Origin of the sequence: Bacillus paramobilis (assembly GCF_038096195.1) — a bacterium.
Lineage (GTDB): Bacteria > Bacillota > Bacilli > Bacillales > Bacillaceae_G > Bacillus_A > Bacillus_A mobilis.
Genome location: NZ_CP151108.1, coordinates 3418955 through 3445744, shown reverse-complemented (window position 1 = coordinate 3445744; position 26790 = coordinate 3418955). Strand labels below are relative to the sequence as shown.

The following is a 26790-nucleotide window of genomic DNA, read 5'->3' as shown; positions in this document are numbered from 1 at the left end:
TTTCTCGGCAATAAAAAAACGTCCTAAAGTAGGACGCTTTTTTATTATGTGTATTGCTTTTTTTTCTTAATAAGCAACAACACTTGTGAAACACAAGCAAGTACTGGCAGTTCAATTAAAGGTCCAATCACTAATGCAAGAGCGATAAGAGGTTCGTCTGGAAAAGCTGTTACAGCAATAGCGAGTGCAACAGGCGAGTTTCTTGCTAATGTTGTTAAGCTTAGACTAACTGTATCTTTATAAGATAAACGCATCATGCGTCCGATAAATTGTCCTAGTACAAAATTAATGATGAAGAACAATAGAACAGGAATGAGTAATAGTAAAACGACATTCATATTTTGTAGTAAATATTTTCCTTGTGATGCAAACATCGCTACGATTGCTAAACTTAAAAATACAATTTGAGCAGAGCTGAAAAACGGGATGAGTTTATTCTCGAGTGTTTCAGCTTTTTTCATTTTATTCATAATGAATTTTGTAGCGTGTGCAAGTACAAATGGTAAGACGATTACGATAACAATACTTTCTACTAAAACAGAAACCGCTACAGTTTTCATGACACCAGCAAATAAAAATAAATAAATGGGAAGGAGCAGTACTTGCAATATTAAATTTACAGGCAAAATAGCAGTAGAAAGTGCTACATTTCCTTTCGCTATTTCAGTAAAGATTAAGTACCAATCTGTACATGGAGTAACCATTAACATAATAAATCCAACCCAAAGTGCCGGATGGTCTGAAAGAAATAGAGCGCCTAACCCCCAAGCTAGTAAAGGTGTCCATACAAAATTAATGGTGAGGCTCGTTCCAGCAAATTTTAAATTACGGAATCCATTTTTTATTTCTTTCAATGGAATGTTGAGGAATAATCCATACAGCATGAAAAATAAGAAGGGGACAATAAATTGCTCTGAATACATATGTATCAAATTAAATTGTCCGAGTACGATGCCGCATGTAACAGCAAAAAGAATAATAAAAGTTTGAATCTTTTCTATAGTGCTCATGAGTAAATCCTTTCTAAATATGAATTGCCCTCTCTACATCCATTATACAAACAATAAAGTTACAATGGGTGTATGAATTGTATTGTGGTCATTATTTTTAATTCGAGATATTATTTTATATTTAAAGTTACTTGACTAAAGTAAGTTACTGTATTACAATCACTTACATAAGGTAATTAAATAACAAAAAGTTTTTTGTGTTTGTACTTAAGGTATCTATTGGAACTTTTTACTAGAATAAGAATTTTTATGATGATGAATAATGAATATGATAAGAAAGTTTAGGTGAAGAAAATGGGATTATTTAGCTCGTTATTTGGTAAAAAAGAAGAAAATACAAAAGTAGAGGGGAATAAAACAATGTCAAAAGTATTATTTGTAAAAGCAAACGATCGTCCAGCGGAGCAAGCAGTTAGTTCAAGAATGTATGAAACATTTGTAAGTGCTTATAAAGAAGCGAATCCAAATACAGAAATTACGGAGTTAGATTTATTCGCATTAGATCTTCCGTATTACGGAAATATCGCTATTTCAGGTGGATACAAACGTAGTCAAGGAATGGAGTTAACAGTAGAAGAAGAGAAGGCTGTAGCTACGGTAGATCAATATTTAAATCAGTTTTTAGAAGCTGATAAAGTTGTATTTGCCTTTCCACTATGGAACTTCACAGTGCCAGCGCCATTAATTACGTATATTTCATACTTATCTCAAGCTGGAAAAACATTTAAATATACAGCAAATGGTCCAGAAGGTTTAGCTGGCGATAAGAAAGTCGTTGTATTAGGTGCGCGTGGTTCAGATTACTCTTCAGAACAAATGGCTCCTATGGAAATGGCAGTGAATTATGTAACGAATGTACTTGGGTTCTGGGGAATTACAAATCCAGAGACTGTTGTAATTGAGGGGCACAATCAATATCCAGATCGTTCACAACAAATTGTTGAAGAAGGTTTAGAGAACGTTAAAAAAGTAGCGGCGAAATTTTAATTGATAATAAATGTAAAAAACCAACATGGATGACCATGTTGGTTTTTTAGTCTATTTCTATGTTAAAAAATGTATATTTATAAAATAAATGAAAAGTTTGAAAATAGTATTGCAAAATATTATATAGCAAACTATAATGAGTTCAAGAATAGTTGATAGTCGAATTAAAAATTCAGAAAATTCAATTAGTTAAAAATGGAAAATGAGATAAGGAAATTTGAATGGGGGTTATATTATGGCGAATAAAGTACCGTTTTCGTTCATAGTAGTTATTGGATTAATGTTATTTGCACTATTTTTTGGAGCAGGAAATTTAATATTCCCGGCAATGTTAGGGCAATCGGCAGGAGAGAATGTATGGATTGCAAACGCTGGATTTTTAGTAACAGGTGTAGGATTACCATTACTAGGTGTACTAGCATTTGGTTTTTCGGGTAAAGATGATTTACAGTCATTAGCAAGTCGTGCTCACCCAGTGTTCGGGATTGTGTTTACAACAGTTTTATACTTAGCGATTGGCCCGTTATTTGCAATACCAAGAACAGGAAATGTTTCTTATGAAATTGGTCTTAAGCCGTTTATGCCAGAGGGAATAGGCTCTACACCTTTAATTCTTTTCACAATTGTATTTTTTAGCATCACTTGTTTTTTTTCGCTAAATCCCGCGAAAATTGTCGATATTGTTGGAAAAATCTTAACGCCAATTAAGTTAACTTTTATCGGTATATTAGTAATCGTTGCTTTTATACATCCGATTGGAGATATGCAAGCACCAGTGGAAGCTTATACATCACATGCATTCTTTAAAGGGTTCCAAGAAGGGTACTTAACAATGGACACACTTGCATCATTCGTATTTGGAATCATTATCATTAATGCAATTAAAGAAAAAGGTGCGAAAACGAAAACACAGATTATGATTGTTTGTGCAAAAGCGACAATCATTGCAGCATCTATTTTAGCAATTATCTATACAGCTCTTTCTTATATGGGTGCTTCAAGTGTTGCAAAGCTTGGACATTTAGAGAATGGTGGAGAAGTATTAGCGAAAGTTTCTAACTACTATTTCGGATCATATGGTGGAGTATTATTAGGATTAATGATTACAGTAGCGTGTTTAACAACTAGTGTGGGACTTGTATCAGCATGTTCTTCATTCTTCCATAAGTTATTCCCAAATGTCCCTTACAAAGCAATTGCAATCATACTATGTGTATTTAGTGCAATTGTTGCAAACGTAGGATTAACACAATTAATCGCAGTTTCTGTTCCAGTATTAACAGCAATCTATCCACTAGCAATCGTATTGATTTTCTTAACATTCTTCCATTCATTATTCAAAGGAAGAGCTGAAGTTTATCAAGTGAGCTTAATCGTAACATTTATTATCAGTTTATTTGATGGATTAAGTGCAGCTGGCGTTAACATTGAAGTAGTAAGCCAAGTGTTCACTAAATTCCTTCCGATGCAAGAAGTAGGATTAGGTTGGATCTTCCCAGCAATTATCGGTGGATTTATCGGATATGGCATTAGCGTTTTAAAAGCAAAAAATCAAGTTCAGCCAGCTAGTGCGAATAAGAAAATAGGTTAAATAAAAAAGTTATAGAACTTGTTTCTATAACTTTTTTTGTTACTATTAATAATGAAAGAAAATAAAGTAGTAGGGGAAATAAAATGAAAAAAACAATTGATCATATCGGCATCGCAGTTCGAGATATAGAAAGTACGATACGTTTTTATGAAAAGGTGTTGTTAGGAACTTTAATAGATCGTTACGTAAGTGAAGCTCCTGGTGTGGAAAGCGAAGTAGCCATTCTTGAAGTGGATGGAGATAGAATTGAATTACTTGCGCCTACGAATAATACGACATCTCCAATTGCACGCTTTATTAAACAAAAAGGTAAAGGTGTTCATCACGTTGCGTATCGTGTTGATGATTTAGATGTAGCTTTAGAAGAGTTAAAAGAACAAGGTGTTCGAACGTTAGAGCATACACTTCGAATTAATAAACACGGCAGAAGATTAATATATCTTAACCCAGCGGATACAGAGGGAACAATCATTGAGTATTGTGATTATCCGGAAGAGAAATAAAGTTCAACCTTAAGCAAAGGAGTTACATTATAATGTAACTCCTTTTTATTTATGTATTTGTGTGAGGTGACAAAAAAGTTATACATTTTATAAGAAAGTCATATCTTATATAAAGATGTAGAATGAGCTGATTATGCTCCTCTTCCGCGGCAATATGTTACAGGGGAGACTAATTTGTAGCCAACTATATATTTTTAGGTAATACAATATAATATAAATAGTTAATTACATGTATTGGAGCGTGGCTATTTGTGACGATTTCATATAGTGCTGAAAATTTTAACGTATTATTTGTTAAATCTGGTGCTTCTGTATATTTTCCGGTGTTAGAGGAATCTATATTTAATAGTTTGAAAAAAGCAATTGGTAATGTAACGATGGTAACATACAAAAATTTGGTGAAAACAGCTTTAAAGATACAGCCCTCACTCATTATTGTATTCCATGGTTTTGAAGAAGGAATAAGTAAGGGGATTCAAGAGCTAAAACAATATAATTTTACGACTGCACTCTGGCTTACAGATGATCCTTACTTTACAGATGTGACAAAAAATTTAGTGCTTGATTATGATTATGTTTTTACACAAGATACAGGATGTATTGATTTTTATAAAGATTTAGGCTGCGATAATGTTTATTACTTGCCTTTAGCGGCAGAACCTCCTGCATATACGCCGATACGTACGGAAGAGGATTATTTATTTGATATTAGTTTCATAGGGACTGCTTTTGATAATCGGCTAGCGTTTATTGATTCAATTGCAGAGTATTTAGTGACTAAAAACACCTTAATTATAGGATGTAACTGGGATAGGCTAAAAAACTATGAATTATTGAAGGATAAGATTATACTTTTACCATTTTTGGTTTATAAAAATAGTATGGAATATTATACAAAAAGTAAAATTAACATGAATATACATCGATCGATAGAGGATGTAACATTTAATATAAATAGAGTAAAAATAAATGCTTGTTCCATTAATAATCGTACATTCGAAATAGCTAGTACAGGTGCTTTTCAAATGACGGATATTCGTTCAGATTTGGAAAAGTGCTATATTCCAGGGGTGCAAATTGAGACATTTACTTCATCGGTTGATTTTATAGAGAAAGCAGAAAGGTATTTGGCAAATCCAGCACAAAGAAATAAAATTGCGATGGAAGGATTTAGAAGAACACTAATTGAACATACATATGATAAAAGGGTAAAAGATTTATTGGAAATAATTAGCGTTAATCCTAAAAAAGAAAGTGGAATTTAAAAATAGGGTTAGGATATGCAGAAACATAAAATGTTTAAAGAACAAGGTATTCGAGCATTAGAGCATACACTTCCCATTAATAAGCATGATAGAAGGTTATTTTATCTTAACCCAGCAGATACAAAAGAAATGAGCATTGATTATGGTGATTATCTGGAAGAGAAGTAAAAGAATTGTATTAAGAAAAGGTGTTGCGTAATAACGTAATGCCTTTTTTGTTTCTTCGGCTATTTGCGAGCGATAAGACTACCACTTCAAAAATCTGCGAGTATGAGAGAGTTAGGTGGGAGCTTACCGTCCATAAAGGTCTGACTGGCGGGGCTAATAATTAGGGGGGAACAAAAACACCCACTGATAAAAATTTTACTTTATGTATTTCACACTTTCTTCACAAATGATTCACGATAACTTTTCTTCTTCAGGAACTTACATAAATATATTTTATGATATAATTACAATCGACTTTAAAAATGTAAGTTGTATCCATGAAGGTAGTTACTATTTTATTAGAAGTTTAGAGGTGAGAGAGAAATAAAGAGTTATACTGTATAGCAATTTATATTTAATCAGGTTAATATTTCGCCGGGGAATTGAACTTGGGAAGTTAAAGGAATGGAAGTATAGCGATGAGTAAGAAAGAAGTGAAATGATTGTGAAAGTAATGAAAAGGTTAGGGGCATGGCTATTCATTGTATGTGTGCTTATTATATCGATACCAAAAAGTGCATCTGCTCATGCGTACATTGTGAAATCCAACCCTGCTGAAAATGAAACGTTGAAGAAAGCACCAGCTGTTGTGAAAATTGAATTCGATGAGGATATACAAGTTTCGCATTTTAATACATTGTTTGTAAGAGATACATCAGGTACAAGAGTAGATTTAAAAGATGCTCATATCGATAAGAAAAATAAAAAATTATTAGAAGCAGGGTTAAAAGAAAATTTGAAAAACGGACTCTACTCTATTCAGTGGAAAGTGATTTCAGCTGACGGTCATCCTATTCAAGGAGTGATTCCGTTCCGAATTGGATCAGCAGAAGCGGGAGCAGACGATTTACAAGTAGAAGAGATGGGATATGTTCCGCAAATAGATATGATTATGGAACGTGGCGTTCTATATACAAGTTTCTCACTATTTATAGGAGTGCTATTCTTTAATCTTATTATGTACAAAAGGAATGCAATCTCGGTTCAATCAAGAAGTAAAAAAATAATATGGATCTCATTAATTGGCATATTCATTAGTTTACTATTCAATCTACCATTGCAAACGAAAATAAATGCTGATGTTTCATGGCTAGAAGCATTCAATCCTTTACTATTAAAAGAAACATTACAGCTCTCTGTTTTTAGTTACGTATGGCTCACTCAAATGGCTCTTATTAGTTTGCTTATAATCGTTACGTATTTTGCGCTGAAGTGTGAAAAGCTATCGTCGTTTAAAGTATGGAGCATTCCGATAGTATTGTTTATTGGGATACTTGTTATGAAAGCCTTTAATAGTCACGCATATGGTTTAAAGTTTAAAGAAATTGCTGTCGTTATGGACTTTCTACATTTATTCGCAGCCTCATTATGGATTGGCGGTCTATCAACCATTATTCTTCTTTTACGTAAAGAGGATGACAAGTGGAGTATGTATTGGGATATGATTAAGCGTTTTTCACCGTGGGCAACAGGTGCTGTCATCGTGATTTTAATAACAGGTCTTTTTAACAGTACATTTTTTATTCCAACAATCCACTCGTTATTTGATACGAAGTATGGATTAGCTTTATTAGCAAAAATACTTTTATTCATTTTCATGGGGATATTGGGAATTGTTCATTATGTGAAAGGGAAAATGAGAGCGCAGCAAGGATTAGGCGCTACAGTGAAAGTAGAGTTTATCATAGGAATTATTATTTTCGTAATCGTAGCTTTTATGACAAACGTACAAACACCGCCGATGCCACCTACTGGACCTTTTACAGAGAGTAAACAATTAGATAATGGATATGAACTTACTTTACATGTAAGTCCTAATAAAGTAGGACAAAATACATTCCATATTACTTTAAAGGATGAGAACGGACAACCTGTTACTGATATGGAGCAAATTATTTTAACTACGCAATCATTGGATATGAACATGGGAAAAGGCTCATTTAAAGTTTCGGCCGTTTCACCAGGAGAATATGAAGCGGAAGGTATGTATATTAACATGACAGGAAACTGGAATATACAAGTGCACGGATTAACAAAATCTCTTGATAGCTTTGATGCGGATTATAAATTTATAGTAGGCGGCAGATAAAGAGAAGGTATAAATAAAAAGGAGTTAATAAAATGAAACGTATAAAAAAAATTGGCACAACAATGATCGCAACAATTATTGCAATGGGCATTTTTTCGTTACCGGTTAGTGCGCACGTCACTGTGAAGCCAGCAACTTCAGACGTAAATTCTTGGGAGACTTACACGATAAAAGTACCGGTTGAAAAGAATGTAGCAACGACAAAAGTTACACTGAAAATACCGTCTGGAGTGGAGTTTCAACAGTATGAACCCGTGCCAGGATGGAAAGTGGAAGAGCAGAAAGGCAATGCTGGAAAAGTTAAAACTGTAGTGTGGGAAGCAACGGGAGAAGGGATTTTACCCGGCCAGTTCCAGCGATTTACTTTTGTCGCTAAAAATCCGGATAAAGAACAAAAAATAGCTTGGGATGCATATCAACAATATAAAGATGGAGAAATTGTTGAATGGACAGGCGATGAGAACGCTGAAAAACCACATTCACTTACTACAATTGCAAAAGGTACGTCATTAACAGGGGAACATGGTGAAGTGTCTAATGTAGAAAAGAATGAAAGCACTAGTAATATGCAATTGATAGCAATTGTCTTATCTATTTTAGCGATTGTATCGTCGGTAGGTGCATGTGCTTTTGTGGTACGTCGTAAAAAATAAGTAAGATTGAAAGGTCTATGGAATAGTAAGAATGAGGATAGTGGAGAGCTTGAATCTCCAAATTCTTTATACTGTAAAACCATATAATTCCCCCTTATGATTAGAATTGTTAGTCTATTTGTATATGTTAGAGGAAATATTCTTACTACTTAAATATCATCATACAATAAAAAAAGAGTCTACAAACGTAGACTCTTTTTTATTTCACTTCAACCTGCTGCCTTACAGCAAGTGTTTTCGGCTTTATATTTACGAAACAAATACTCACCACAATAAATAATAGTCCGATGAATAAGCTAATAGTAATGGCCTCATGTAAGAAAATTGAGCTTACAATAATAGCGATTAGTGGAATAAGAAATGTATAAGCCCCAACTTTACTTGCTTCACCAGCTCCAACAAGAGTAAAGTATGCAAGCCATCCCATTGCAATAACAAAGAATGAAATAAAGAGTAGTACGCTAACAAATGGTATACTCCAAACGATACTAGACCAGCTTTCAAACTCTGAACCAAATCCAATTAAGCAAAGTCCACCAATAATGAGCTGCAGTGTTACCATCCAAATGGAATTAACGCGGTGCCCAGTCTTCTTAATAAATACTGTGCCAAGTGCCCAGCCAATAGCGCATCCTATCGCGAGAAGGATTCCAATAATAGAAATATGTCCAGTTAAACTACTAGAGCTAATGACACCTACGCCAATAAATCCAAGAACAAGCCCAAAAATTTTTAAGCCGTACATAGATTCTTCAAGCCAAATCCATGAGAAAATGCCGAGTAAAACAGGTTGTAGAAATACAATGGCGGAAAATAACCCAGCGGGCATATATTGAAGGCCTACAGTTTGTAATCCGTAAAATATAATGATGTTAAGTAAAGAAGAAATAACGTATAAATGCCAAGTTTCTTTTAAGTGTAACTCTTTGTATTTCGGTAATGCGAAAAGGAGTAAAATGAATCCTCCAATTAAAGTTCGAACGCCTGCAAATAAAACGGGTGGTGTATAATGCAGGGCAAACTTAGATAAAGGCCAATTGATTCCCCACATGAAAACGAGAAAGGTAAGGATTATGGCCGTCTTAGTTCGAGAAAGCTGTGTCACGGTAAGACCTCCTTGTTGTTATTCATTTCACTATGATATGATATCGACTGTAATAAATAAAATGAATCTTTTTTATAAGGAGTATAAGTGATTAGTTATGACCATTACACAACTGCAAGTATTAATAAAAACTGTTGAGTTAGGTAGTTTTACGAAGGCTGCTCGGGTGTTAAATATGACGCAGCCAGCTGTAAGTCATGCAATTTCAAGTATTGAGTCAGAGTTAGGAGTTACGATTCTTATACGTGATAAACGAAAAGGGCTAATCGTTACGGATGTAGGAAACAGAATTCTTGTGCATATTAGAGAGATTTTGAACGGTGTAGAGAAGATTGAACAAGAAGTTGCGATGGAGAAAGGACACGAAGTTGGGACGATTCGAATTGGGAGTTTTCCGAGTGCCTCTGCACATTTCTTACCCAAAATGATAAACCTTTTTAAGGAGAAGTATCCGAACTTAGAAGTCGTTCTTTGTGAAGGAACGATTAAAGAAGTTGAAGATTGGTTAGTATCGAGGGTTGTTGATATAGGAATTGTTATTTTGCCTAATAAAGATATGGAGATTGTCCCATTAACGAAGGGGAAAATGGTTGCTATCTTAAGAGAGGATCATCCTCTTTGTAAGAAGGATTCTATTGCAATTAGTGATTTAGAGAATGAACCGATCATATTATGTAAGGGTGGATACGAACCACCCATTATTGATATGTTTAAACAAGCAAACGTACCACTTCGGGCTGAGTATGTAATATCAACCGTTACTACAGCTTTAAACATGATTCAAGAAGGGCTAGGTATTGCAATATTAGCCGAATTATCTTTAACGAATTTACCACAGAATGTGCAAACGAGAGAATTGGAACCACAAGTATGGAGAGAAATTGCTTTAGCTGTTCCTTCATTAAAGGATTCCTCCATCGCTGTGCAGCTATTTATTGAAGAATTTCAAGCGCTATTTGCAGAATAAAAAGAGGTGTCTCATATATCATAATGGGACACTTTTTAATTTACTTATAAAAAATCTATGAAAAGGATTGACTTATCTTTTTGTTGTAACTATAATGATTACATCGAGGTGGTGATCACGATGAAAATTAGTAGCCGCTTTTCTATAGCTGTTCATATTTTATCTATTTTGAAAAACAATCCATCTTCACTTTGTACTTCAGACTATATAGCTGAAAGTGTAAACACAAATCCAGTAGTCATTCGTAAAATGATGTCGTACTTGAAACAAGCTGGTTTTGTATATGTAAATCGCGGTCCAGGTGGTGCGGGATTATTAAAGGATTTACATGAAATCACATTGTTAGATGTATACCATGCAGTAAATGTAGTCGAAGAAGACAAACTATTTCATATTCACGAGCAACCAAATCCAGATTGTCCAATCGGAGCAAATATTCAAGCGGTGTTAGAAGTTATATTAATACAAGCGCAATCCGCGATGGAAGAAATTTTGAGAAATATTACGATGGAGCATTTGTTTGAAACTTTGCAAGAAAAAATGAATGCTTAAATCATATTTATATTTTTTTATTATTAATGTAACTGATTTGATTACAACTGTAAAGGTAAGGTGTAAAAGTATGACTGTAAAAATGAAAGTATACTCAGATTTTATATGTCCATTTTGTTTTTTAGCAAAAGGTCCATTAGATGAAGTAGCGAAAGAGAAAGATGTAGAAATTGAATGGATGCCATTTGAATTACGTCCAAGTCCATATTCAAAAATAGATCCATGGAATGAGCCAGAAAAATTAGGCTCATGGGATGCTTTTATTCTTCCAACTGCGAAGAAGTTAGGAATCGATATGCGTTTGCCACGTGTTTCACCGCATCCATATACACATTTAGCTTTCGAAGGATGTCAATTTGCGAAAGAACGTGGACTAGGAAATGAGTATCATCACCGCGTATTCACAGCATTTTTCCAAGAAGAGCAAAACATTGAAGATATTGATGTTTTAACAAAATTAGCGGTAGAAGTAGGTCTTCCTGAAGCTGAATTTAAAGATGCTTTAGTAACTCGTAAATATAAAGAAAAGCATCAAGAAGCAATTCAGCATGCATATGATGAAGCAAATATTATGGCTGTTCCAACTGTCATGATTGGAGATGAAGTCATTCAAGGGCTTGCTAGTAAAGAAACGCTACAAAGAGTCATCGATAAAGAAATTGAAAAGGATAAAACAAATTCATTTGAAGGTATGCAATGTAATACAGATGGATATTGCTAATTCGCTTGTTATGAAATAACAAAATAAATTATAAAACAAATATTTGGAGGAATTAAAATGTCAGCAACTACAACAAAATTAAAAGAAGCAATCGTGAACCGTCGTTCTATTCGTAAAGTAACAAAAAACGATGCAATTACGAAAGAAAGAATTGAAGAAGTTTTAAAAACAGCTTTACACGCACCAACATCTTTCAATATGCAAAGTGGTCGTATGGTTGTATTAATGGATGGAGAACATGAAAAGTTTTGGGATATTGTTAAAGAAACACTAAGAGCCCGCGTACCAGCAGAAAACTTTGAAGCGACTGTAGAAAGATTAAAAGGTTTCCATACAGGTGTTGGGACTGTGTTATTCTTTGAAGATCAAGCAACAGTAGAAAAAATGCAAGAAAATGCACCATTATATAAAGATCAGTTCCCATTCTGGTCTCATCAAGGAAATGCAATGTTACAACATACTGTATGGATGTTATTATCGGCTGAAGGAATTGGCGCATCCCTGCAACACTACAATCCAATCGTAGATGCTGAAGTGAAAGAAACTTGGAACATTCCAGCAGAGTGGAGCTTAGTAGGACAAATGCCATTTGGTGAGCCAAATGAACAACCAGGAGAAAGAACTTTCTTACCTACTGAAGATGTAGTGAAATTTTATTAAGAAATTTAATATGTAAAAAGTTAAATAAAAGGAGAGTACATATTAGCCATATATGTACTCTCCTTTCGTATGCAATGTTAAACTCTTACTGCAAGAACGATTTCCTTCATATGAATCGAAGTCTTTCCTTACAATTAAAAATCTATTATGTTTATTATTTTGAAATGACAGTAAACATCCCCGTCATGTTTGGTGAGTAATCCTTAAAATCAAATTTTTCATAGAATGATTCTTTATCTTGTGATGCAAACAAACCGACAAACGCCTTATCAGGGGCATTCTCATGTAAGTATGCAACTAAACGATGCATGATTTCTTTCCCGATACCGTGTTTCTGATACTCTGGATGCACCACTATATCTTGAATATAGAAATAGATAGATCCATCACCAACAATTCTCCCCATGCCGATCATTTGTTCATTATCTTTCACTGTGATGCAGTGAATAGAATTCTTCAGTGAAATATCTGCTACATCAAAATTCATATAATCAGTCCATCCAACAGAATCACACAAATATTTGTACTCTTCTAATGTTGGGATATTATGTTTAAACTCATATGTTTTCAAAATGTATCCTCCAAGCCCTTAAATTTAACAAGTATATACATTCGACATTTTTTTATCTTTTCCTCTTATGTAACTGAATCCCTTTTAGCTATTGAATTTCGTACAGTTTCCTTATTTGTATTAATTTATAAGAGTTTAGGGGAAAAATATTAGAAATAATGCAGTAGAAAGGGAAGTGGAAAAATGAATGATGAGAAAAAATATACAGTGGTAGGTACTGATGTTGAGGAGGTAAAACGTTTAAATGAAAATTCGGGATTATCGTATAATCAAGTGAAAGAATTATTAGCGAAGCAAATGCAAAAAAAGAAATAATGAAATTGAAATTCTTCATTTTTTCATTTAGCATCCTAATTAGAGAGAGTTATGAGGATAACTCTCTTTTTCAATACATTGGAGCAACTTTTAGAGTGGAGGAAACAACATGAAAAAGTGGGTAAAGGTAACGTTGTCGATCGCTGGAGGTATTGTCCTATTGGCATGTGCCGGAGGATATTACGTGTATAAAAATTATTTTCCAAAGGAACCGGAGCGTATCGTATATGATAAAGATAGAGTGTTAAAACCGATACATAATCAGTTGAAAGGAATTAATATAGAAAATGTAAAGATAAAAGAAAAAGAAGTCGTAAATGCGACTGTAGATGAGCTTCAAAAAATGATTGATGATGAGAAATTATCATATGAAGAATTAACGAGTATTTATCTTTTTAGAATACAAGAACATGACCAAAATGGAATATCATTAAATGCTGTTACAGAGATTAATCCAAATGCAATGGAAGAAGCGCGAAAGCTAGATAAAGAAAGATCTTTCAATAAGAAGTCGAACTTATACGGCATGCCAGTTATCGTAAAAGATAATGTACAAACGGAAAAGGTGATGCCGACAAGTGCGGGCACGTATGTGTTAAAAGATTGGATTGCAGATGAAGATGCGACGATTGTGAAGAAGTTGAAAGAAGAAGGTGCTTTCATTTTAGGAAAAGCGAATATGTCTGAGTGGGCAAATTATTTATCCTTTACAATGCCTAGCGGATATAGCGGGAAAAAAGGACAAAATTTGAATCCGTACGGTCCGATTACGTTTGATACATCGGGATCAAGTTCAGGGTCTGCTACAGTAGTTGCCGCAGATTTTGCACCACTTGCAGTCGGGACGGAAACGACTGGATCAATTGTAGCACCAGCGACGCAGCAATCAGTAGTTGGGTTACGTCCATCACTAGGTATGGTGAGTAGATCAGGCATTATTCCATTAGCTGAAACACTTGATACAGCAGGACCGATGGCAAGGACGGTAAAGGATGCAGCAACGTTATTTAACGTAATGGTAAGTTATGATGAAAAAGATGCTATGACAGAAAAAATGAAAGATAAAGAAAGAATCGATTATACGAAGGACTTATCAATAGACGGATTGAAAGGGAAAAAAGTAGGCGTTCTATTTTCAATAGATCGACAAGATGAAAATAGAAAAGAAGTAGCAGAAAAGATTAGAAAAGACCTTCAAGATGCAGGTGCGATCTTGACTGATGATATTCAGTTAAACGCTGAGGGTGTAGATAATTTGCAAACGTTAGAATATGAGTTCAAACATAATGTTAACGATTATCTTTCAAAGCAAAAAAATGTACCAGTAAAATCGCTAGAAGAGATTATAACGTTTAATAAAAAGGATAGTAATAGACGAATAAAATATGGACAAACATTAATTGAGGGATCTGAAAAATCTGCTATAACGAAAGATGAATTAGAAAAAATAGTGCAAACGAGTCAAGAAAATGCAAGAAAAGAGCTAGATAGGTATTTAGTAGAAAAAGGTTTGGATGCCTTAGTTATGATTAACAACGATGAAGTTCTTCTATCAGCTGTAGCTGGCTATCCAGAATTAGCTGTGCCAGCAGGATATGATAACAATGGAGAGCCAGTAGGTGCAGTGTTTGTAGGGAAGCAATTCGGTGAAAAGGATCTGTTCAATATTGGATATGCGTATGAACAACAGTCTAAAAATAGAAAATCACCAAAATTGTAAAAGGATAAACGAAAAAAAGAGTGCCACTAAATTATGTTGGTCGGCTAATACAAAAGAATCTAACATTATAAAAGAAAAAAAGGATTCTTCTCAATTAGTAAGAAAGATTGTCTATAGAAGTTCATAAAATGTAATATATTCAATTTCCATCCATTGAAGGGGGAGGTTAAATCTAAATGAATGAAGTGAAAAATTTCTTTCGAAGTAGAGGGTTTCAACGGTTTCTCGTTTTAATAATAGTAGCGCTTGTATTATACGGATTAAAAAGTATGATTAATTTAATATTGATTACGTTTATACTGACGTTTTTAATGGATCGGTTTCAACGTTTTATTTCAAAGAAATTGAAAGTGAATCGGAAAATTGTTATCGCATGTTTGTATATCATATTAGTTACTTTTATCGGCACAACATTATATAAATATTTACCTGTGCTAACGATACAAATTTCCCAATTGATTCATCAGTTTAGATTGTTTTTTCAAAATCCACCTGATAATGAAATCATTAAATATGCACTCTCAACAATTAATGGGATGGAAGTATCAAAATATATAGAACAAGGTGTAGATGTCATATATCAATCGATTGCAAATATAGGAAAAGTCAGTTTGCAAATACTACTCTCTCTTATTTTAAGTTTATTTTTCTTGTTAGAAAAAGAACGCATAATATCATTTACTTCGAAATTTAAAGATAGTAGTCTGAAGGTTTTTTATGAGGAGATTGCATATTTTGGCGAAAGGTTTGCAAGATCGTTCGGTAAAGTAATTGAAGCACAGTTTTTAATTGCAGTTGTCAATTGTGTACTCACTGTAATTGCACTTGTGATTTTAGGGTTTCCGCAGCTTCTTGTATTGGCTGTCATGGTCTTTCTACTCGGTTTGATTCCTGTTGCGGGTGTAATCATTTCCTTGTTCCCGCTATGTATTATTGCTTATAACGTAGGCGGAGTTATGTACGTTGTATACATACTTGTGTTCATTACAATAATCCATGCTCTTGAAAGTTATTTTTTAAACCCGAAGTTCATGTCTGCGAAAACGAATTTACCAATCTTTTATACATTTATGATTCTCATCTTTTCAGAGCATTTCCTTGGAATATGGGGGCTAATTATTGGTATACCAATATTCATCTTCTTATTAGATGTACTTAATGTAAATAATGAGGAATCGATTAAAAAATAGAAAATAACTGATGTTTTCAATGAGCGAGCAATGAAAAAGCAATCCAAAATAAATTGGATTGCTTTTTTGCATACACGATTAAAGAACAGGTGCCATTGTTTCTTTCAATACTTGAACAGAGTGATCGAATTTTAATTCTTCTTCTTCACTTAATTCCACTTCTAAAATTTCACGAACACCACCGCGATTTAAAACAGCAGGTACACCGATATAAACATCTTTTTGACCGTATTGACCTTCTAAGTAAGCTGATACTGTTAATACACTATTTTCGTCGTTTAAAATCGCCTTAGTAACACGTAGAAGTGACATACCAATACCATAGTAAGTTGCACCTTTTCGCTCAATAATATGGTAAGCTGCATCACGAACATTTATGAAGATTTTGTCTAAATCTTCTTGCGTGTATGTGTTGTCTTTATCAAGAAGCGTTTGTAGTTTTTGAATACCAATGGATACGTGACTCCAAACAGGAAGTTCTGTATCACCATGTTCTCCAATAATATAAGCATGAATGTTGTGTGGACCAATATCGAAATACTCACCTAACATATAGCGGAAACGAGCAGAATCAAGAGTTGTACCAGAACCGATTACACGTTCTTTTGGTAAACCAGATTCTTTCCAAGTTACGTAAGTTAAAATATCGACAGGGTTAGTGGCGATTAAGAAGATACCATCAAATCCGCTATCCATAATACTGCGAACAATTTGTTTAAAGATTTTCGCGTTTTTCTCAACTAAATCTAAACGTGTTTCGCCTGGCTTTTGTGGTAATCCAGCCGTAATAACTACAAGATCAGCGTCTTTACAATCTTCGTAGCTGCCTTTCCATACTCTAGTTGGAGCTGGTGCAAAAGGAACAGCATGACTTAAATCCATTGCTTCTCCTTCAGCTTTTGCCTCGTTTACATCAACTAAAACAAATTCTTCAGCTACAGCTTGGTTAATCATGCAGTAAGCATAACTACATCCAACTGCTCCTGTTCCTACTAATACAACACGGTTAATACCTTTTTTCATTTCAAAATTCCTCGCAATTTCATTGATTTTATTATGTAAGATAATACGTCTTACTTCTATAGAGTCATATCTAGTTTATTACATTTTATAAAAGATATTCAAGTATTTGAAAATGTATCCGTGCAATTCTTTGCATGAAACATAGGAAGTAAGTTAACCGAATATAATGCAATAAAATCCTTTATTGAAGGAGAAAAGGGCATGATGCAGCCGTTAACGATGGAAAGAATGCTTCATATTATTAATGTGGGGCTCGTTAAAACGAAGGATCCAAAGCAGATTATTATTGCTGGTGCAGGGATTTCAGGCTTAGTTGCAGCATCGTTATTGAAAGAAGCAGGGCATAACATAACAATTTTAGAAGCGAATAACCGAATAGGCGGAAGAATATATACGATCCGGGAACCATTTAGCTCTGGTTTATATTTTAATGCAGGGCCGATGCGAATTCCTGAAACACATGAGTTAACTTTAGCTTACATTCGTAAATTTAAATTACCGTTAAATCTGTTTATAAATAAAACCGCTTCAGATATGATTTATACGAATAATATTAAAACGAGATTGAGTGTATTTGAAAAAAATCCAAGTATACTTGGATATCCCATTTTAGAGAACGAAAAAGGAAAAACGGCAGAAGAGTTAATGTTAGTAGTATTAGAACCAATACTTAATTTTATAAAAAAAGATCCCAATAAAAACTGGATTATCGTTGAAAAAAAATATAAAACATATTCGCTCGGATCATTTTTAAGTGAGTATTATTCAGATGGAGCAATAGATATGATTGGGGTACTTCTAGATATGGAAGCATATATGGGAATGTCTTTAATTGAAGTATTACGTGAAATGATCTTTTTTACTTCAACGACAAAATATTACGAGATAACAGGCGGGATGGATGCATTACCAAATTCATTTTTACCGGAATTAAAAGATAATATTTTTATGTCGTATAAAGTAGAAAAAATTATACAGGAAGATAATAAAGTAATGATGCAAGTGATACATGAACAAACGTTACATTCATTTATGGTAACAGGCGACATCGCTATTGTCACAATTCCATTTTCAGCGTTACGCTTTGTAGAAGTTCAGCCATATCATTTATTCTCTTATTTTAAAAGACGAGCAATTCGTGAGTTAAATTATATTGCTGCAACTAAAATTGCGATAGAGTTTAAAAGTAGATTTTGGGAGAAAGCGGGACAGTGTGGCGGTAAATCTATTACAGATTTACCTATACGATTTACCTATTATCCGAGTTATGGCATTCATACACCAGGGGTAGCCATCGTTTTAGCGAGTTATACGTGGGCAGATGAGGCATTAACATGGGATAGTCTCTCGCAAAGAGATCGTATTCGTTACGCATTAAAAAATTTAGCGGAAATATACGGTGACATCGTCTATAGTGAGTTTGTTACTGGAACATCTTTTAGCTGGAGTAAAAATCCGTATTCTTGCGGCGCATTTACGGCTTTCGAACCAGGTCAAGAGCTCGAGTTATTTCCGTATATTACACTACCATCTGGAAAAATACACTTTGCAGGAGAGCATACGACGTTAACGCATGGATGGATGCAAGGAGCGATAGAGTCTGGAGTTAGGGTTGCACATGAAGTAAACGAACAGTGAATATATATTTACAAATCACTATTCTTTTAATAAAATGATAAATATAAATCGTAATTATTACGCTTTGAATACGTTTGAAATAAAGAAATGGATGGTCGATCAAATGAATAAAGTAGAAATTCATATATTAGGTGGCTTTTTAGGTAGTGGAAAATCAACATTATTACAAAATTTATTGTTAGCGGAGAAAAAGAAGAATAGAAAAGTTGCAGTATTAATGAATGAAATAGGTGAATACTCGGTAGATACCGATATTATTGGAAAAGAGAATGTTTTAAGAGAGCTTCTGAAAGGATGTATTTGTTGTACGCTAAAAGAAGAGCTTGAAATACAGTTGCATTCGTTATATCAGCAAGAAAGACCAGATGTCATTTATATAGAAACGACAGGTGTTGCGCATCCAATTGAAGTGTTAGATGCATGTGTATCACCAATTTTAGCACCTTTCTTAGAAGTGAAATCAATTGTAGTTGTTTTAGATGCAGTAAGATGGTTAAATCGAAGTGTATTAAGTGCAAACGTTCAGCAATTATTGCATGAGCAACTAAAGTTTGGTAGCCACATTTTAATTAATAAATCAGATTTACTAACAGATGCGGATAAGAACAAAGTAATAGAAGAAGTGAAAGCGATAAATAATCATGCGAAATTGTTTGAAACAAAATATTGTAATATATCTTTAGAAGATATAGAAGAAGCTGAATTTGTAAATGACTCGGAACATGAGACACTACACGTCAAACAGCATTTACATATACAAACGATGACGTATCAATTTACGAAATCGATTGATCAAGATAAATTATACGAATGGCTTTCGAATTTACCAGATAGTATTTATCGTGTAAAAGGTTTTGTGAAATTTCATGGTGATAAATATCCGCACCTATTCCAATATTCGTTCGGGGTACCGACTTTACTGGAACAAGACTTCGGTTTTCCGACGAACTTGGTAGTAATAGGAGAAGGGCTAGATAAGAAACAATTGGCTGAAGGATTAGAGAAAGTAGAACTTAATTCTAACTAACATTAAAGGGAGCTGCCCCATAAGTTGGTAAAAACGACTTATGGGGCAGCCTGTTTATTTTTTATGAATAAGCATATAGATACTTGTATTCATTTTAAATAGTCAATCTTTTAGTATTTTCGTTTTCCAATATAAACATTTATACTAGTACTAGAGTCTCTTCTAAATTCAATTTTGCGACCATCTAATTCTAGTGTTCGAGAGCTTGCAGTAGGATTTTTAATTAAACTATATAGATAATCTGCTTTAGTTGGTAGTAGTGTGTTTAGAATTTTTTTCACCGGCTCATTTAATACAGAATCATCACTATGAATAGACATTCTATATGCGCTGTCATCATAAGGAGAAAAATTAAAATACATAATGCCATCATATGTACGACCAGTTTTAGTATATACATAGTTATAATCGGTTTTTAAAAATCCAGAATCAATCAGTATATTCTCAATTTCTTTGTACTTATCCTCATCTTTTGCAGGAATAGAATCAGGAACAAAATAAGGGCTTACATTAATTGCTTTATACATAAACGTTGCAAATTGTTCTCTTGTTACATTCATTTCTCCGCCATATTGATAGTTTCCAATTCCTTTTGTAATACCATTACTATACAATGAACGAACAGCGTCTGTTGCCCAAAAATTATTTGGAACATCATAGAAAAGGTCGTTTGTTTTTACAGATAGTTGAAACGCTTTTTGTAAGATAACAGCCATTTCATATCGAGTTAATGTATCATCTGGTCTAAATTTGTCAGTGCTACTGTCCCCTGTCATAAGTCCTTTTTGAGCAACTGCTTTAATATTGTTTTCAAACATATGCCCATGAATATCAGAGAAATGTTTACTTGTAGATCCGGTATTTTCTAGTTTTAAGTATCTTGAAATAATCGCAGCTACTTGTCCACGAGTTACATTGTCCCCAAATCCAAATTTTCCGTTACCATAACCACTAATAACCTTTTGCTCAGTTAAATGGTCAATCGAATCTTCAGACCAATGTCCTTTTGGTACATCGATGAAACGTTCCATTTGTGCATGAGCATTCGTTGCGCCGAATAATGTGGCGGTAATTAAGCCTGTTGCAAGTACATGTTTAAAATTCACTATGATTCCTCCTAAGTATATAAAACAATAATTTCTCACTCATATCCGTTACTTTTAAGTGATAACTGATTATATATTATATTATAATATTAGGTTTTTGTAAAATATGGATTTACTTTCGTAATATTTCTTAAATATATATGGTGTTATGAGAGGGAGGTAAGTTTAAAAAGTCAACTGACGAGGGTGTTCATTCATTTTGATTAAGAATTTGTTATAAAATTCTCGTTAATTAGTAGCTAGTCAAAAGATGCTAACCTTTGTTGGGATATAGAAAAACACTCGCAGATTTTGTCTAACAATAATAATTGTAAAATTCAGAAATGTGTTTATAATCAAATCTAAGAGGTGATTCAGGTGTCAGAAAAAATAATAATGGATGTAAAAAACCTAACAACAAAAGGATTAGAAACGAGAGAGAAATTATTGTGTGCTGCAGAAGAGGTGTTTGGTAGTAAAGGATATTACGAGGCTTCTATCGTGAATATTACACAAGAAGCAAAGGTAGCGCACGGAACTTTCTATAATTACTTTCCATCTAAAAAAGATATATTTGATGAATTAATTCGCAGATTGAATCGTGAGTTACGCTTAATTATTAAAGAAGAAATGAAGGGAATATCAAGTTATGAAGAGGCACAAAGAAGAGGTTTTCAGGCTTTTTTTCGGTGGGTAAAAGATCGACCTAATCTATATAACATTGTACAACAGGCAGTAGTTGTTGATGATAACTTATATAGGTGGTACTATGCAAAGCTCGCAAATGGATTTTTAAAAAGTTTATCGGCTGGTATGGAAGCGGGAGAGTTTAAACAACTTGATAAAGAAACAATTGCGTATTGTCTTATGTCAATTGGGCAATTTCTAGGAATGCGATGGGGTTATTGGGAAGAGAAAGATGTTCCAGAAGATGTATTTGAAGCAGCGATGTCATTAATATTTGAGGGATTGAGAAAGAGATAAGGGAGTGGGGGAAATATGCAAGGCATTGCTTATTGGATTGAAAAACGATCCTATTTACATCCAGATCGCATTGCCATTATTACAGAAGAGGAGGAAATGACATATAAACAGTTACATGAGTATGTAAGTAAAGTAGCAGCTTATTTAATTTACGACTTGAATGTGCAAAAAGGAGAAAGGATAGCCATTTTATCACAAAATAGCTTGGAATATATTGTACTTTTGTTTGCTATAGCAAAAGTAGAATGTATTGCTGTTCCATTGAATATACGATTAACAGAAAATGAACTTATATTCCAGTTAAAAGATAGTGGAACTACAGTTTTATTTGTAGAGGAAACATTTCAAAATATGGCACTGTCAATGCATAAGGTATCGTACGTACAAAGAGTTATTTCAATTAAAAGTTTAAAAGAAATAGAAGATAGAAAAATTGTTAACTTTGAAGAGATAAATGAAAGCGCATCCTTTATTATATGTTATACATCAGGTACAACAGGAAAACCGAAAGGGGCCGTACTTACACAAGAAAATATATTTTGGAATGCGCTTAACAATACATTTGCGATTGACTTAACTATGCACGACAGCTCTATTGTATTATTACCTTTATTTCATATTGGTGGAATTGGTTTATTCGCATTTCCAACTTTATTTGCAGGTGGCGTAATCATTATTCCAAGAAAATTCGAACCAACCACAGCTCTTTCCATGATAGAAAAACATAAAGTTACTGTAGTGATGGGAGTACCTACAATTCATCAAGCATTAATTAATTCCCCAAAGTTTGAAACTGCAAATTTACAATCAGTTCGCTGGTTTTATAACGGTGGTGCTCCATGTCCAGAAGAGTTGATGAGAGAATTTATAGATAGAGGATTTTTATTTGGTCAAGGCTTTGGTATGACTGAAACATCACCAACCGTATTTATGCTTTCAGAAGAAGATGCAAGACGTAAAATAGGTTCAATTGGAAAACCTGTTCTGTTTTGTGATTATGTACTTATTGATGAAAACAAAAATAAGGTTGGAATCGGTGAAGTTGGGGAGTTACTTATAAGAGGGCCGAATGTAATGAAAGAGTATTGGAATCGACCAGATGCAACAAAAGAAACAATTCAAGATGGATGGTTATATACGGGAGATTTAGCTAAAGTTGATGAAGATGGTTTTGTATACATTGTCGGTAGAAAAAAAGAAATGATAATCTCCGGTGGTGAAAATATTTATCCGCTTGAAGTAGAGCAGGTCATTAATAAGATTTCGGAGGTATATGAGGTAGCAGTCGTTGGTAGGCAAGATGTAAAGTGGGGAGAGATTCCAATCGCCTTTATTGTGAAAAAGAGTAGCAGTGAATTAACTGAAAAGGAAGTCATTGAACATTGTTGTTTATTTCTAGCAAAATATAAAGTTCCAAAAGAAATTGTATTTCTAGAGGAATTGCCTAAAAATGCAACTGGTAAAATTCAAAAAGTACAGTTAGCAAATCAATTGAAAAGCAGGTGAAGAGATGACGATGTATAGCACTGGTCAACAGGCATCATGTAGTAAAACGATAACAGAAACAGATTTTGTATTATTTGCAGGTTTGAGTGGGGATTTTAATCCAATTCATATTGATCATGAGTATGCGAAACAAACTAGATTTAATCAAAGAATAGCACATGGTTTACTAACTTCCAGTCTATTATCACAATTGCTTGGGATTCATTTACCTGGAAAAGGATCCGTTTATATGGAACAAACTATTAAATTTACAGCACCAGTTTTTATAGGAGATACAATTACAGCTACGGCTACAGTGCAAGAATTTATGATAGAAAAGAGAGCTTTGAAATTGTTAACTGAATGCCATAATCAAAAAGGAGATTTAGTATTGACAGGTGTAGCGACTATGATGGTGCCAAAAGAAGGAGGAGTAGTCTAATGAATATTGGGGTTGAAACGACTGGTGTTTTCTTCCCAAAAGACGTAGAGACGGCTGCAGATCTATCTAAGAAAACAGGTATCCCTGAGAAAATTATTATAGAAAAGTTTGGTTTATATGAAAAACATGTCGCAGATGACACAATGCATGCATCAGATTTAGCTATTGCTGCTGCAAAGCCAATATTATTACAAGTAGATCCTCAATCTATTGATGTAGTCATTTATTTTGGCAGTCCACATAAAGATTACCACGTATGGTCAAGTGCCCCAAAAATTCAACATGAACTTGGATTGAAAAATGCTTATGCTTTTGAAATTATGAATGTTAGTTCTTGCTTTCCTATTGCTCTCAAAGTCGCAAAAGATATGCTTTACTCCGATAACTCAATTGAAAATATATTATTAGTAGGTGGATGTAAAGAATCTCAAATTGTAGATTATGATAATCCACGCTCACGTTTTATGTTTAATTTCGCTGATGGCGGAAGCGCAGCTTTAGTAAAAAAAGATGCTCGAAACGGTGAAATATTAGGCAGTGCGATTATAACAGATGGTTCATTTCATGAAGATGTACGTATTCCAGCAGGTGGATCAAAGCAGGTTGCGAGCTATGATACAGTTGAGAATCGACAACATTATATTGATGTAATAGATCCTAATAGTATGAAAGAACGTCTAGACCGGGTTTCAATCTCTAATTTTGATAAGGTTATTAGGGAGGCGCTAAGAAAAAGTGGATTTACTCCTAAAGATATTAAAGTATTGTTACCACTGCATACAAAACGTTCTATGTTAATAGAATTGATACAGGGGCTAGGGCTAGCAGAAGAAAAAGTTGTATATTTAGATCATTATGGACATATGTCAGCGCTTGATCCTTGCATTGGCCTTCACTTTGCAAATGAACAGGGAAAATTACAGCCTGGAGATATTGCAGTAGTAGTAAGTGCCGGGACTGGGTATACGTGGGCAGCGACTGTGATTAGATGGTAGTAAAGATGGATTTTATTAAAAAAATTATATGTTGTTTTTTCATTGTTATTGTGAGTCTATGGATGTTTGCTTCTGTAGGAAATGCCTCTGCTGTAAAATATGTGAAATCATGGGGGAGTGAGCTAGATCCTTCTAAGTTATTAAGGACACCGGTGGCGATGGCAAGGGATGCAAAAGGATTTCTGTATGTTGTTGATATGGGGAATAATAGGGTTTTGAAAATAGATAAGAATGGAGAAGTTGTTGATGCTATAGGAACTTTAGGTGAAGGTCCGGGACAGTTTAATATGCCATTTGGTATTGCTGTTGATAAAGAAGGTAATATTTTAGTTGCGGATACAGCGAATTATCGTATTCAAAAATTTAATGAGGAGTTTCAATTTATTAAAAGTTGGGGAACAAAAGGTAAAGGAAGTGGGCAGTTCTCGTTTCCTAGGGAGATTGCAGTAGATAGCGATAACAATTACTATATTACGGATGAATACAATCATCGGATTCAAAAATATAGCCCGAATGGGCAGTATATTCAAACAATAGGGAGTTATGGAAAGGCGAATGGAGAAATGGCTTTACCACAAGGTATTGCGATAAATAAACAAGACGAGGTCTATATTGCAGACACTTATAACAATCGTATTCAAGTGTTTGATAAAAAAGGGGAGTTTAAGCGAGTAATCGGAGCAGGAATTGCAGGTTTAGGCCCATATCAATTCTACCATCCAAGAGGAATAAATTTTGACTCAACATCTGGATCGCTATATGTAGCAGATACTTATAACAATCGGATAATGAAATTTACAAATAAAGATCAATTTTTATATACAGTAGGTAACTTTTTTCAGTTCGTTTATCCAAATCAAGTTCTTCCGGATGGTAAAGGGAATATCTATATAACGGATACGGGAAATAATCGTGTACTTTTATATAATGAAGTAGGCCTAACAGCGGTAATGAAGAAAACTATAGGTAATGATAGGAATGGAAATACACAATATGCAGGACCTTATGATGTCGAAAGAGACAAGAATGGAAATGTTTTTGTATCTGATTCCTTTAATCATCGAATTTTGAAATATGATACATCTGGGAAGGTTGTTGGGAAGTGGGGAAGTTTATTTGGTGCTGGTGGACCACTAGGATACGGAAGTCTTCCAGGACAGTTTTATGTTCCAAGACAAATTGCAACGGATCGTTACAATAACGTGTATGTATCTGATTCTGTAAATCATCGTATTCAAAAATTCACTAATTCAGGGATAGCACTTGCTTCATATGGTTCATTTGGAGTATTACCAGGTTTTTTTCAATTTCCATCTGGAATAGCTATTGATAGTAAAGGAAACATATTTATAGCTGATTCAGAAAATCATCGTATTCAAAAATTTAGTCCATTCTTTGTATATATGAAAGAATGGGGGAGAAAAGGAAGTGGAGAGGCAGAGTTTTTTCAACCTATGCAATTAGCGGTTGATTCAAAAGATAATATTTATGTTGTGGATCGGATTAATAATAGGGTTCAAAAATTTGATAATGAGGGTAATTTTCTTACAAAATGGGGTACAAATCATGGAACTGGAAACTTAGATCCACTAGAAAATTGGAGAGAGGGTCCCGGGGATCTTTTTTTGCCAATAGGAATTGAAATCGATATAAATAATACGGTGTATGTCACAGATACTTCTAATAATCGCGTGAATATTTATAATGAAAATGGGGATTTTTTAGAGTCTTTTGGAAGTTTTAGTGGTATATCAGGGCAGTTTTTCTCACCACAAGGAATAGATGTGGATAGCCAAGGGAATATCATTATTACAGATGGTTTACTCCAAAGAATTCAATTTTTTAAGAAAGCTAATTAGTATTAGAGGCTCAAAATGCTTGTTAGAAAGGATAGAAGTTTAATAGTTTAGGAATACGGTATAGGTAGGAATAAAATATTTGTATTAAATTGTAAAGGTGTTTCATGGAAATCGGAGAAGATACATGTATACTAACAATCTCGTTT

Annotated in this window: 25 protein-coding genes and 1 pseudogene; 21 read left to right on the top strand and 5 right to left on the bottom strand. The window is 34.0% G+C overall.

All coding sequences use genetic code 11. The annotated features are described in order from the left end of the window. Positions 1-44 precede the first annotated feature (44 nt). Positions 45-1010, bottom strand: coding sequence for an arsenic resistance protein (locus AABL52_RS17600; RefSeq protein WP_341518069.1), 966 nt, complete (start codon positions 1008-1010; stop codon positions 45-47). Positions 1011-1304: 294 nt separating this feature from the next. On the opposite strand from AABL52_RS17600, the gene AABL52_RS17595 reads away from it, so the two are divergent. From AABL52_RS17595 to AABL52_RS17565, 7 genes and pseudogenes are all read left to right on the top strand, one after another. Further along, the gene (locus tag AABL52_RS17595; protein ID WP_341518068.1) at positions 1305-1997 is read left to right on the top strand and encodes an FMN-dependent NADH-azoreductase; all 693 of its coding nucleotides are present in this window, start codon (positions 1305-1307) and stop codon (positions 1995-1997) included. 235 nt (positions 1998-2232) lie between these two features. Then, positions 2233-3588: a branched-chain amino acid transport system II carrier protein gene (gene brnQ, locus AABL52_RS17590; RefSeq protein ID WP_341518067.1), complete on the top strand. Its 1356-nt coding sequence runs from the start codon at positions 2233-2235 to the stop codon at positions 3586-3588. A gap of 83 nt (positions 3589-3671) precedes the next feature. Further along, a complete protein-coding gene (locus AABL52_RS17585) occupies positions 3672-4091 on the top strand; it encodes a VOC family protein (RefSeq protein ID WP_341518066.1) in 420 nt (139 codons plus the stop codon). Between the two features lie 251 nt (positions 4092-4342). Next, a complete protein-coding gene (locus tag AABL52_RS17580) occupies positions 4343-5356 on the top strand; it encodes a CgeB family protein (RefSeq protein ID WP_000156216.1) in 1014 nt (337 codons plus the stop codon). A gap of 36 nt (positions 5357-5392) precedes the next feature. After that, a pseudogene (locus AABL52_RS17575) lies at positions 5393-5524 on the top strand (glyoxalase); the annotation flags it as partial. Positions 5525-6002: 478 nt separating this feature from the next. Further along, positions 6003-7652 (top strand): copper resistance CopC/CopD family protein, encoded by a 1650-nt coding sequence (locus AABL52_RS17570; protein WP_341518065.1) that lies wholly within the window; start codon positions 6003-6005, stop codon positions 7650-7652. Between the two features lie 32 nt (positions 7653-7684). Continuing rightward, complete coding sequence (locus tag AABL52_RS17565; RefSeq protein ID WP_341518064.1) at positions 7685-8305, top strand: YcnI family protein; 621 nt, start codon at positions 7685-7687, stop codon at positions 8303-8305. A 199-nt stretch (positions 8306-8504) separates the two neighbouring features. Here AABL52_RS17565 and AABL52_RS17560 read toward each other — a convergent pair whose 3' ends face one another. Beyond that, the gene (locus tag AABL52_RS17560; protein WP_341518063.1) at positions 8505-9410 is read right to left on the bottom strand and encodes a DMT family transporter; all 906 of its coding nucleotides are present in this window, start codon (positions 9408-9410) and stop codon (positions 8505-8507) included. 97 nt (positions 9411-9507) lie between these two features. On the opposite strand from AABL52_RS17560, the gene AABL52_RS17555 reads away from it, so the two are divergent. The 4 genes from AABL52_RS17555 to AABL52_RS17540 all read left to right on the top strand — a co-directional run bounded on the left by AABL52_RS17555 (position 9508) and on the right by AABL52_RS17540 (position 12310). Beyond that, on the top strand, positions 9508-10377 hold the full coding sequence (locus AABL52_RS17555) for a LysR family transcriptional regulator (protein WP_000156765.1): 870 nt from the start codon (positions 9508-9510) through the stop codon (positions 10375-10377). 120 nt (positions 10378-10497) lie between these two features. After that, complete coding sequence (locus tag AABL52_RS17550) at positions 10498-10929, top strand: Rrf2 family transcriptional regulator (protein WP_341518062.1); 432 nt, start codon at positions 10498-10500, stop codon at positions 10927-10929. 70 nt (positions 10930-10999) lie between these two features. Continuing rightward, a complete protein-coding gene (locus AABL52_RS17545) occupies positions 11000-11650 on the top strand; it encodes a DsbA family oxidoreductase (protein ID WP_000216675.1) in 651 nt (216 codons plus the stop codon). A 57-nt stretch (positions 11651-11707) separates the two neighbouring features. Beyond that, positions 11708-12310 carry a nitroreductase family protein gene (locus AABL52_RS17540; RefSeq protein WP_001277006.1) on the top strand — a complete coding sequence of 201 codons (603 nt, stop codon included), beginning with the start codon at positions 11708-11710 and terminating at the stop codon, positions 12308-12310. A 154-nt stretch (positions 12311-12464) separates the two neighbouring features. Here AABL52_RS17540 and AABL52_RS17535 read toward each other — a convergent pair whose 3' ends face one another. Beyond that, positions 12465-12881 carry a GNAT family N-acetyltransferase gene (locus AABL52_RS17535; RefSeq protein WP_048566572.1) on the bottom strand — a complete coding sequence of 139 codons (417 nt, stop codon included), beginning with the start codon at positions 12879-12881 and terminating at the stop codon, positions 12465-12467. Between the two features lie 183 nt (positions 12882-13064). Here AABL52_RS17535 and AABL52_RS17530 point away from each other — a divergent pair, with 183 nt between their 5' ends. The 3 genes from AABL52_RS17530 (at position 13065) to AABL52_RS17520 (ending at position 16106) form a co-directional block, all read left to right on the top strand. Beyond that, positions 13065-13196, top strand: coding sequence for a hypothetical protein (locus AABL52_RS17530; RefSeq protein ID WP_000997338.1), 132 nt, complete (start codon positions 13065-13067; stop codon positions 13194-13196). A 109-nt stretch (positions 13197-13305) separates the two neighbouring features. Further along, positions 13306-14916 (top strand): amidase family protein, encoded by a 1611-nt coding sequence (locus tag AABL52_RS17525; protein WP_341518061.1) that lies wholly within the window; start codon positions 13306-13308, stop codon positions 14914-14916. A 176-nt stretch (positions 14917-15092) separates the two neighbouring features. Further along, positions 15093-16106, top strand: a complete 1014-nt coding sequence (locus AABL52_RS17520) for an AI-2E family transporter (RefSeq protein WP_001006588.1) — start codon at positions 15093-15095, stop codon at positions 16104-16106. A gap of 78 nt (positions 16107-16184) precedes the next feature. On the opposite strand, the gene AABL52_RS17515 is transcribed toward AABL52_RS17520, so the two are convergent. After that, positions 16185-17129, bottom strand: a complete 945-nt coding sequence (locus tag AABL52_RS17515; RefSeq protein ID WP_064476369.1) for an L-lactate dehydrogenase — start codon at positions 17127-17129, stop codon at positions 16185-16187. Positions 17130-17330: 201 nt separating this feature from the next. Between AABL52_RS17515 and AABL52_RS17510 the strand changes: the two genes are divergently transcribed. Continuing rightward, positions 17331-18767 (top strand): flavin monoamine oxidase family protein, encoded by a 1437-nt coding sequence (locus AABL52_RS17510; protein WP_341518060.1) that lies wholly within the window; start codon positions 17331-17333, stop codon positions 18765-18767. Positions 18768-18870: 103 nt separating this feature from the next. After that, a complete protein-coding gene (locus tag AABL52_RS17505; RefSeq protein WP_341518059.1) occupies positions 18871-19794 on the top strand; it encodes a CobW family GTP-binding protein in 924 nt (307 codons plus the stop codon). Positions 19795-19904: 110 nt separating this feature from the next. Here AABL52_RS17505 and AABL52_RS17500 read toward each other — a convergent pair whose 3' ends face one another. Continuing rightward, positions 19905-20900: an S-layer homology domain-containing protein gene (locus AABL52_RS17500; protein WP_341518058.1), complete on the bottom strand. Its 996-nt coding sequence runs from the start codon at positions 20898-20900 to the stop codon at positions 19905-19907. 357 nt (positions 20901-21257) lie between these two features. Between AABL52_RS17500 and AABL52_RS17495 the strand changes: the two genes are divergently transcribed. The 5 genes from AABL52_RS17495 (at position 21258) to AABL52_RS17475 (ending at position 26644) form a co-directional block, all read left to right on the top strand. After that, positions 21258-21863 carry a TetR/AcrR family transcriptional regulator gene (locus AABL52_RS17495; protein WP_001290799.1) on the top strand — a complete coding sequence of 202 codons (606 nt, stop codon included), beginning with the start codon at positions 21258-21260 and terminating at the stop codon, positions 21861-21863. Between the two features lie 15 nt (positions 21864-21878). Beyond that, on the top strand, positions 21879-23369 hold the full coding sequence (locus AABL52_RS17490; protein ID WP_341518057.1) for an o-succinylbenzoate--CoA ligase: 1491 nt from the start codon (positions 21879-21881) through the stop codon (positions 23367-23369). Positions 23370-23373: 4 nt separating this feature from the next. Beyond that, positions 23374-23790: a MaoC family dehydratase gene (locus AABL52_RS17485; protein WP_341518056.1), complete on the top strand. Its 417-nt coding sequence runs from the start codon at positions 23374-23376 to the stop codon at positions 23788-23790. Beyond that, positions 23790-24785, top strand: a complete 996-nt coding sequence (locus AABL52_RS17480; protein WP_341518055.1) for a 3-oxoacyl-ACP synthase — start codon at positions 23790-23792, stop codon at positions 24783-24785. The genes AABL52_RS17485 and AABL52_RS17480 overlap by 1 nt, the downstream gene beginning before the upstream one ends. A 62-nt stretch (positions 24786-24847) precedes the next feature. Next, complete coding sequence (locus AABL52_RS17475) at positions 24848-26644, top strand: 6-bladed beta-propeller (RefSeq protein ID WP_033656318.1); 1797 nt, start codon at positions 24848-24850, stop codon at positions 26642-26644. The last annotated feature ends 146 nt before the right edge of the window (positions 26645-26790 follow it).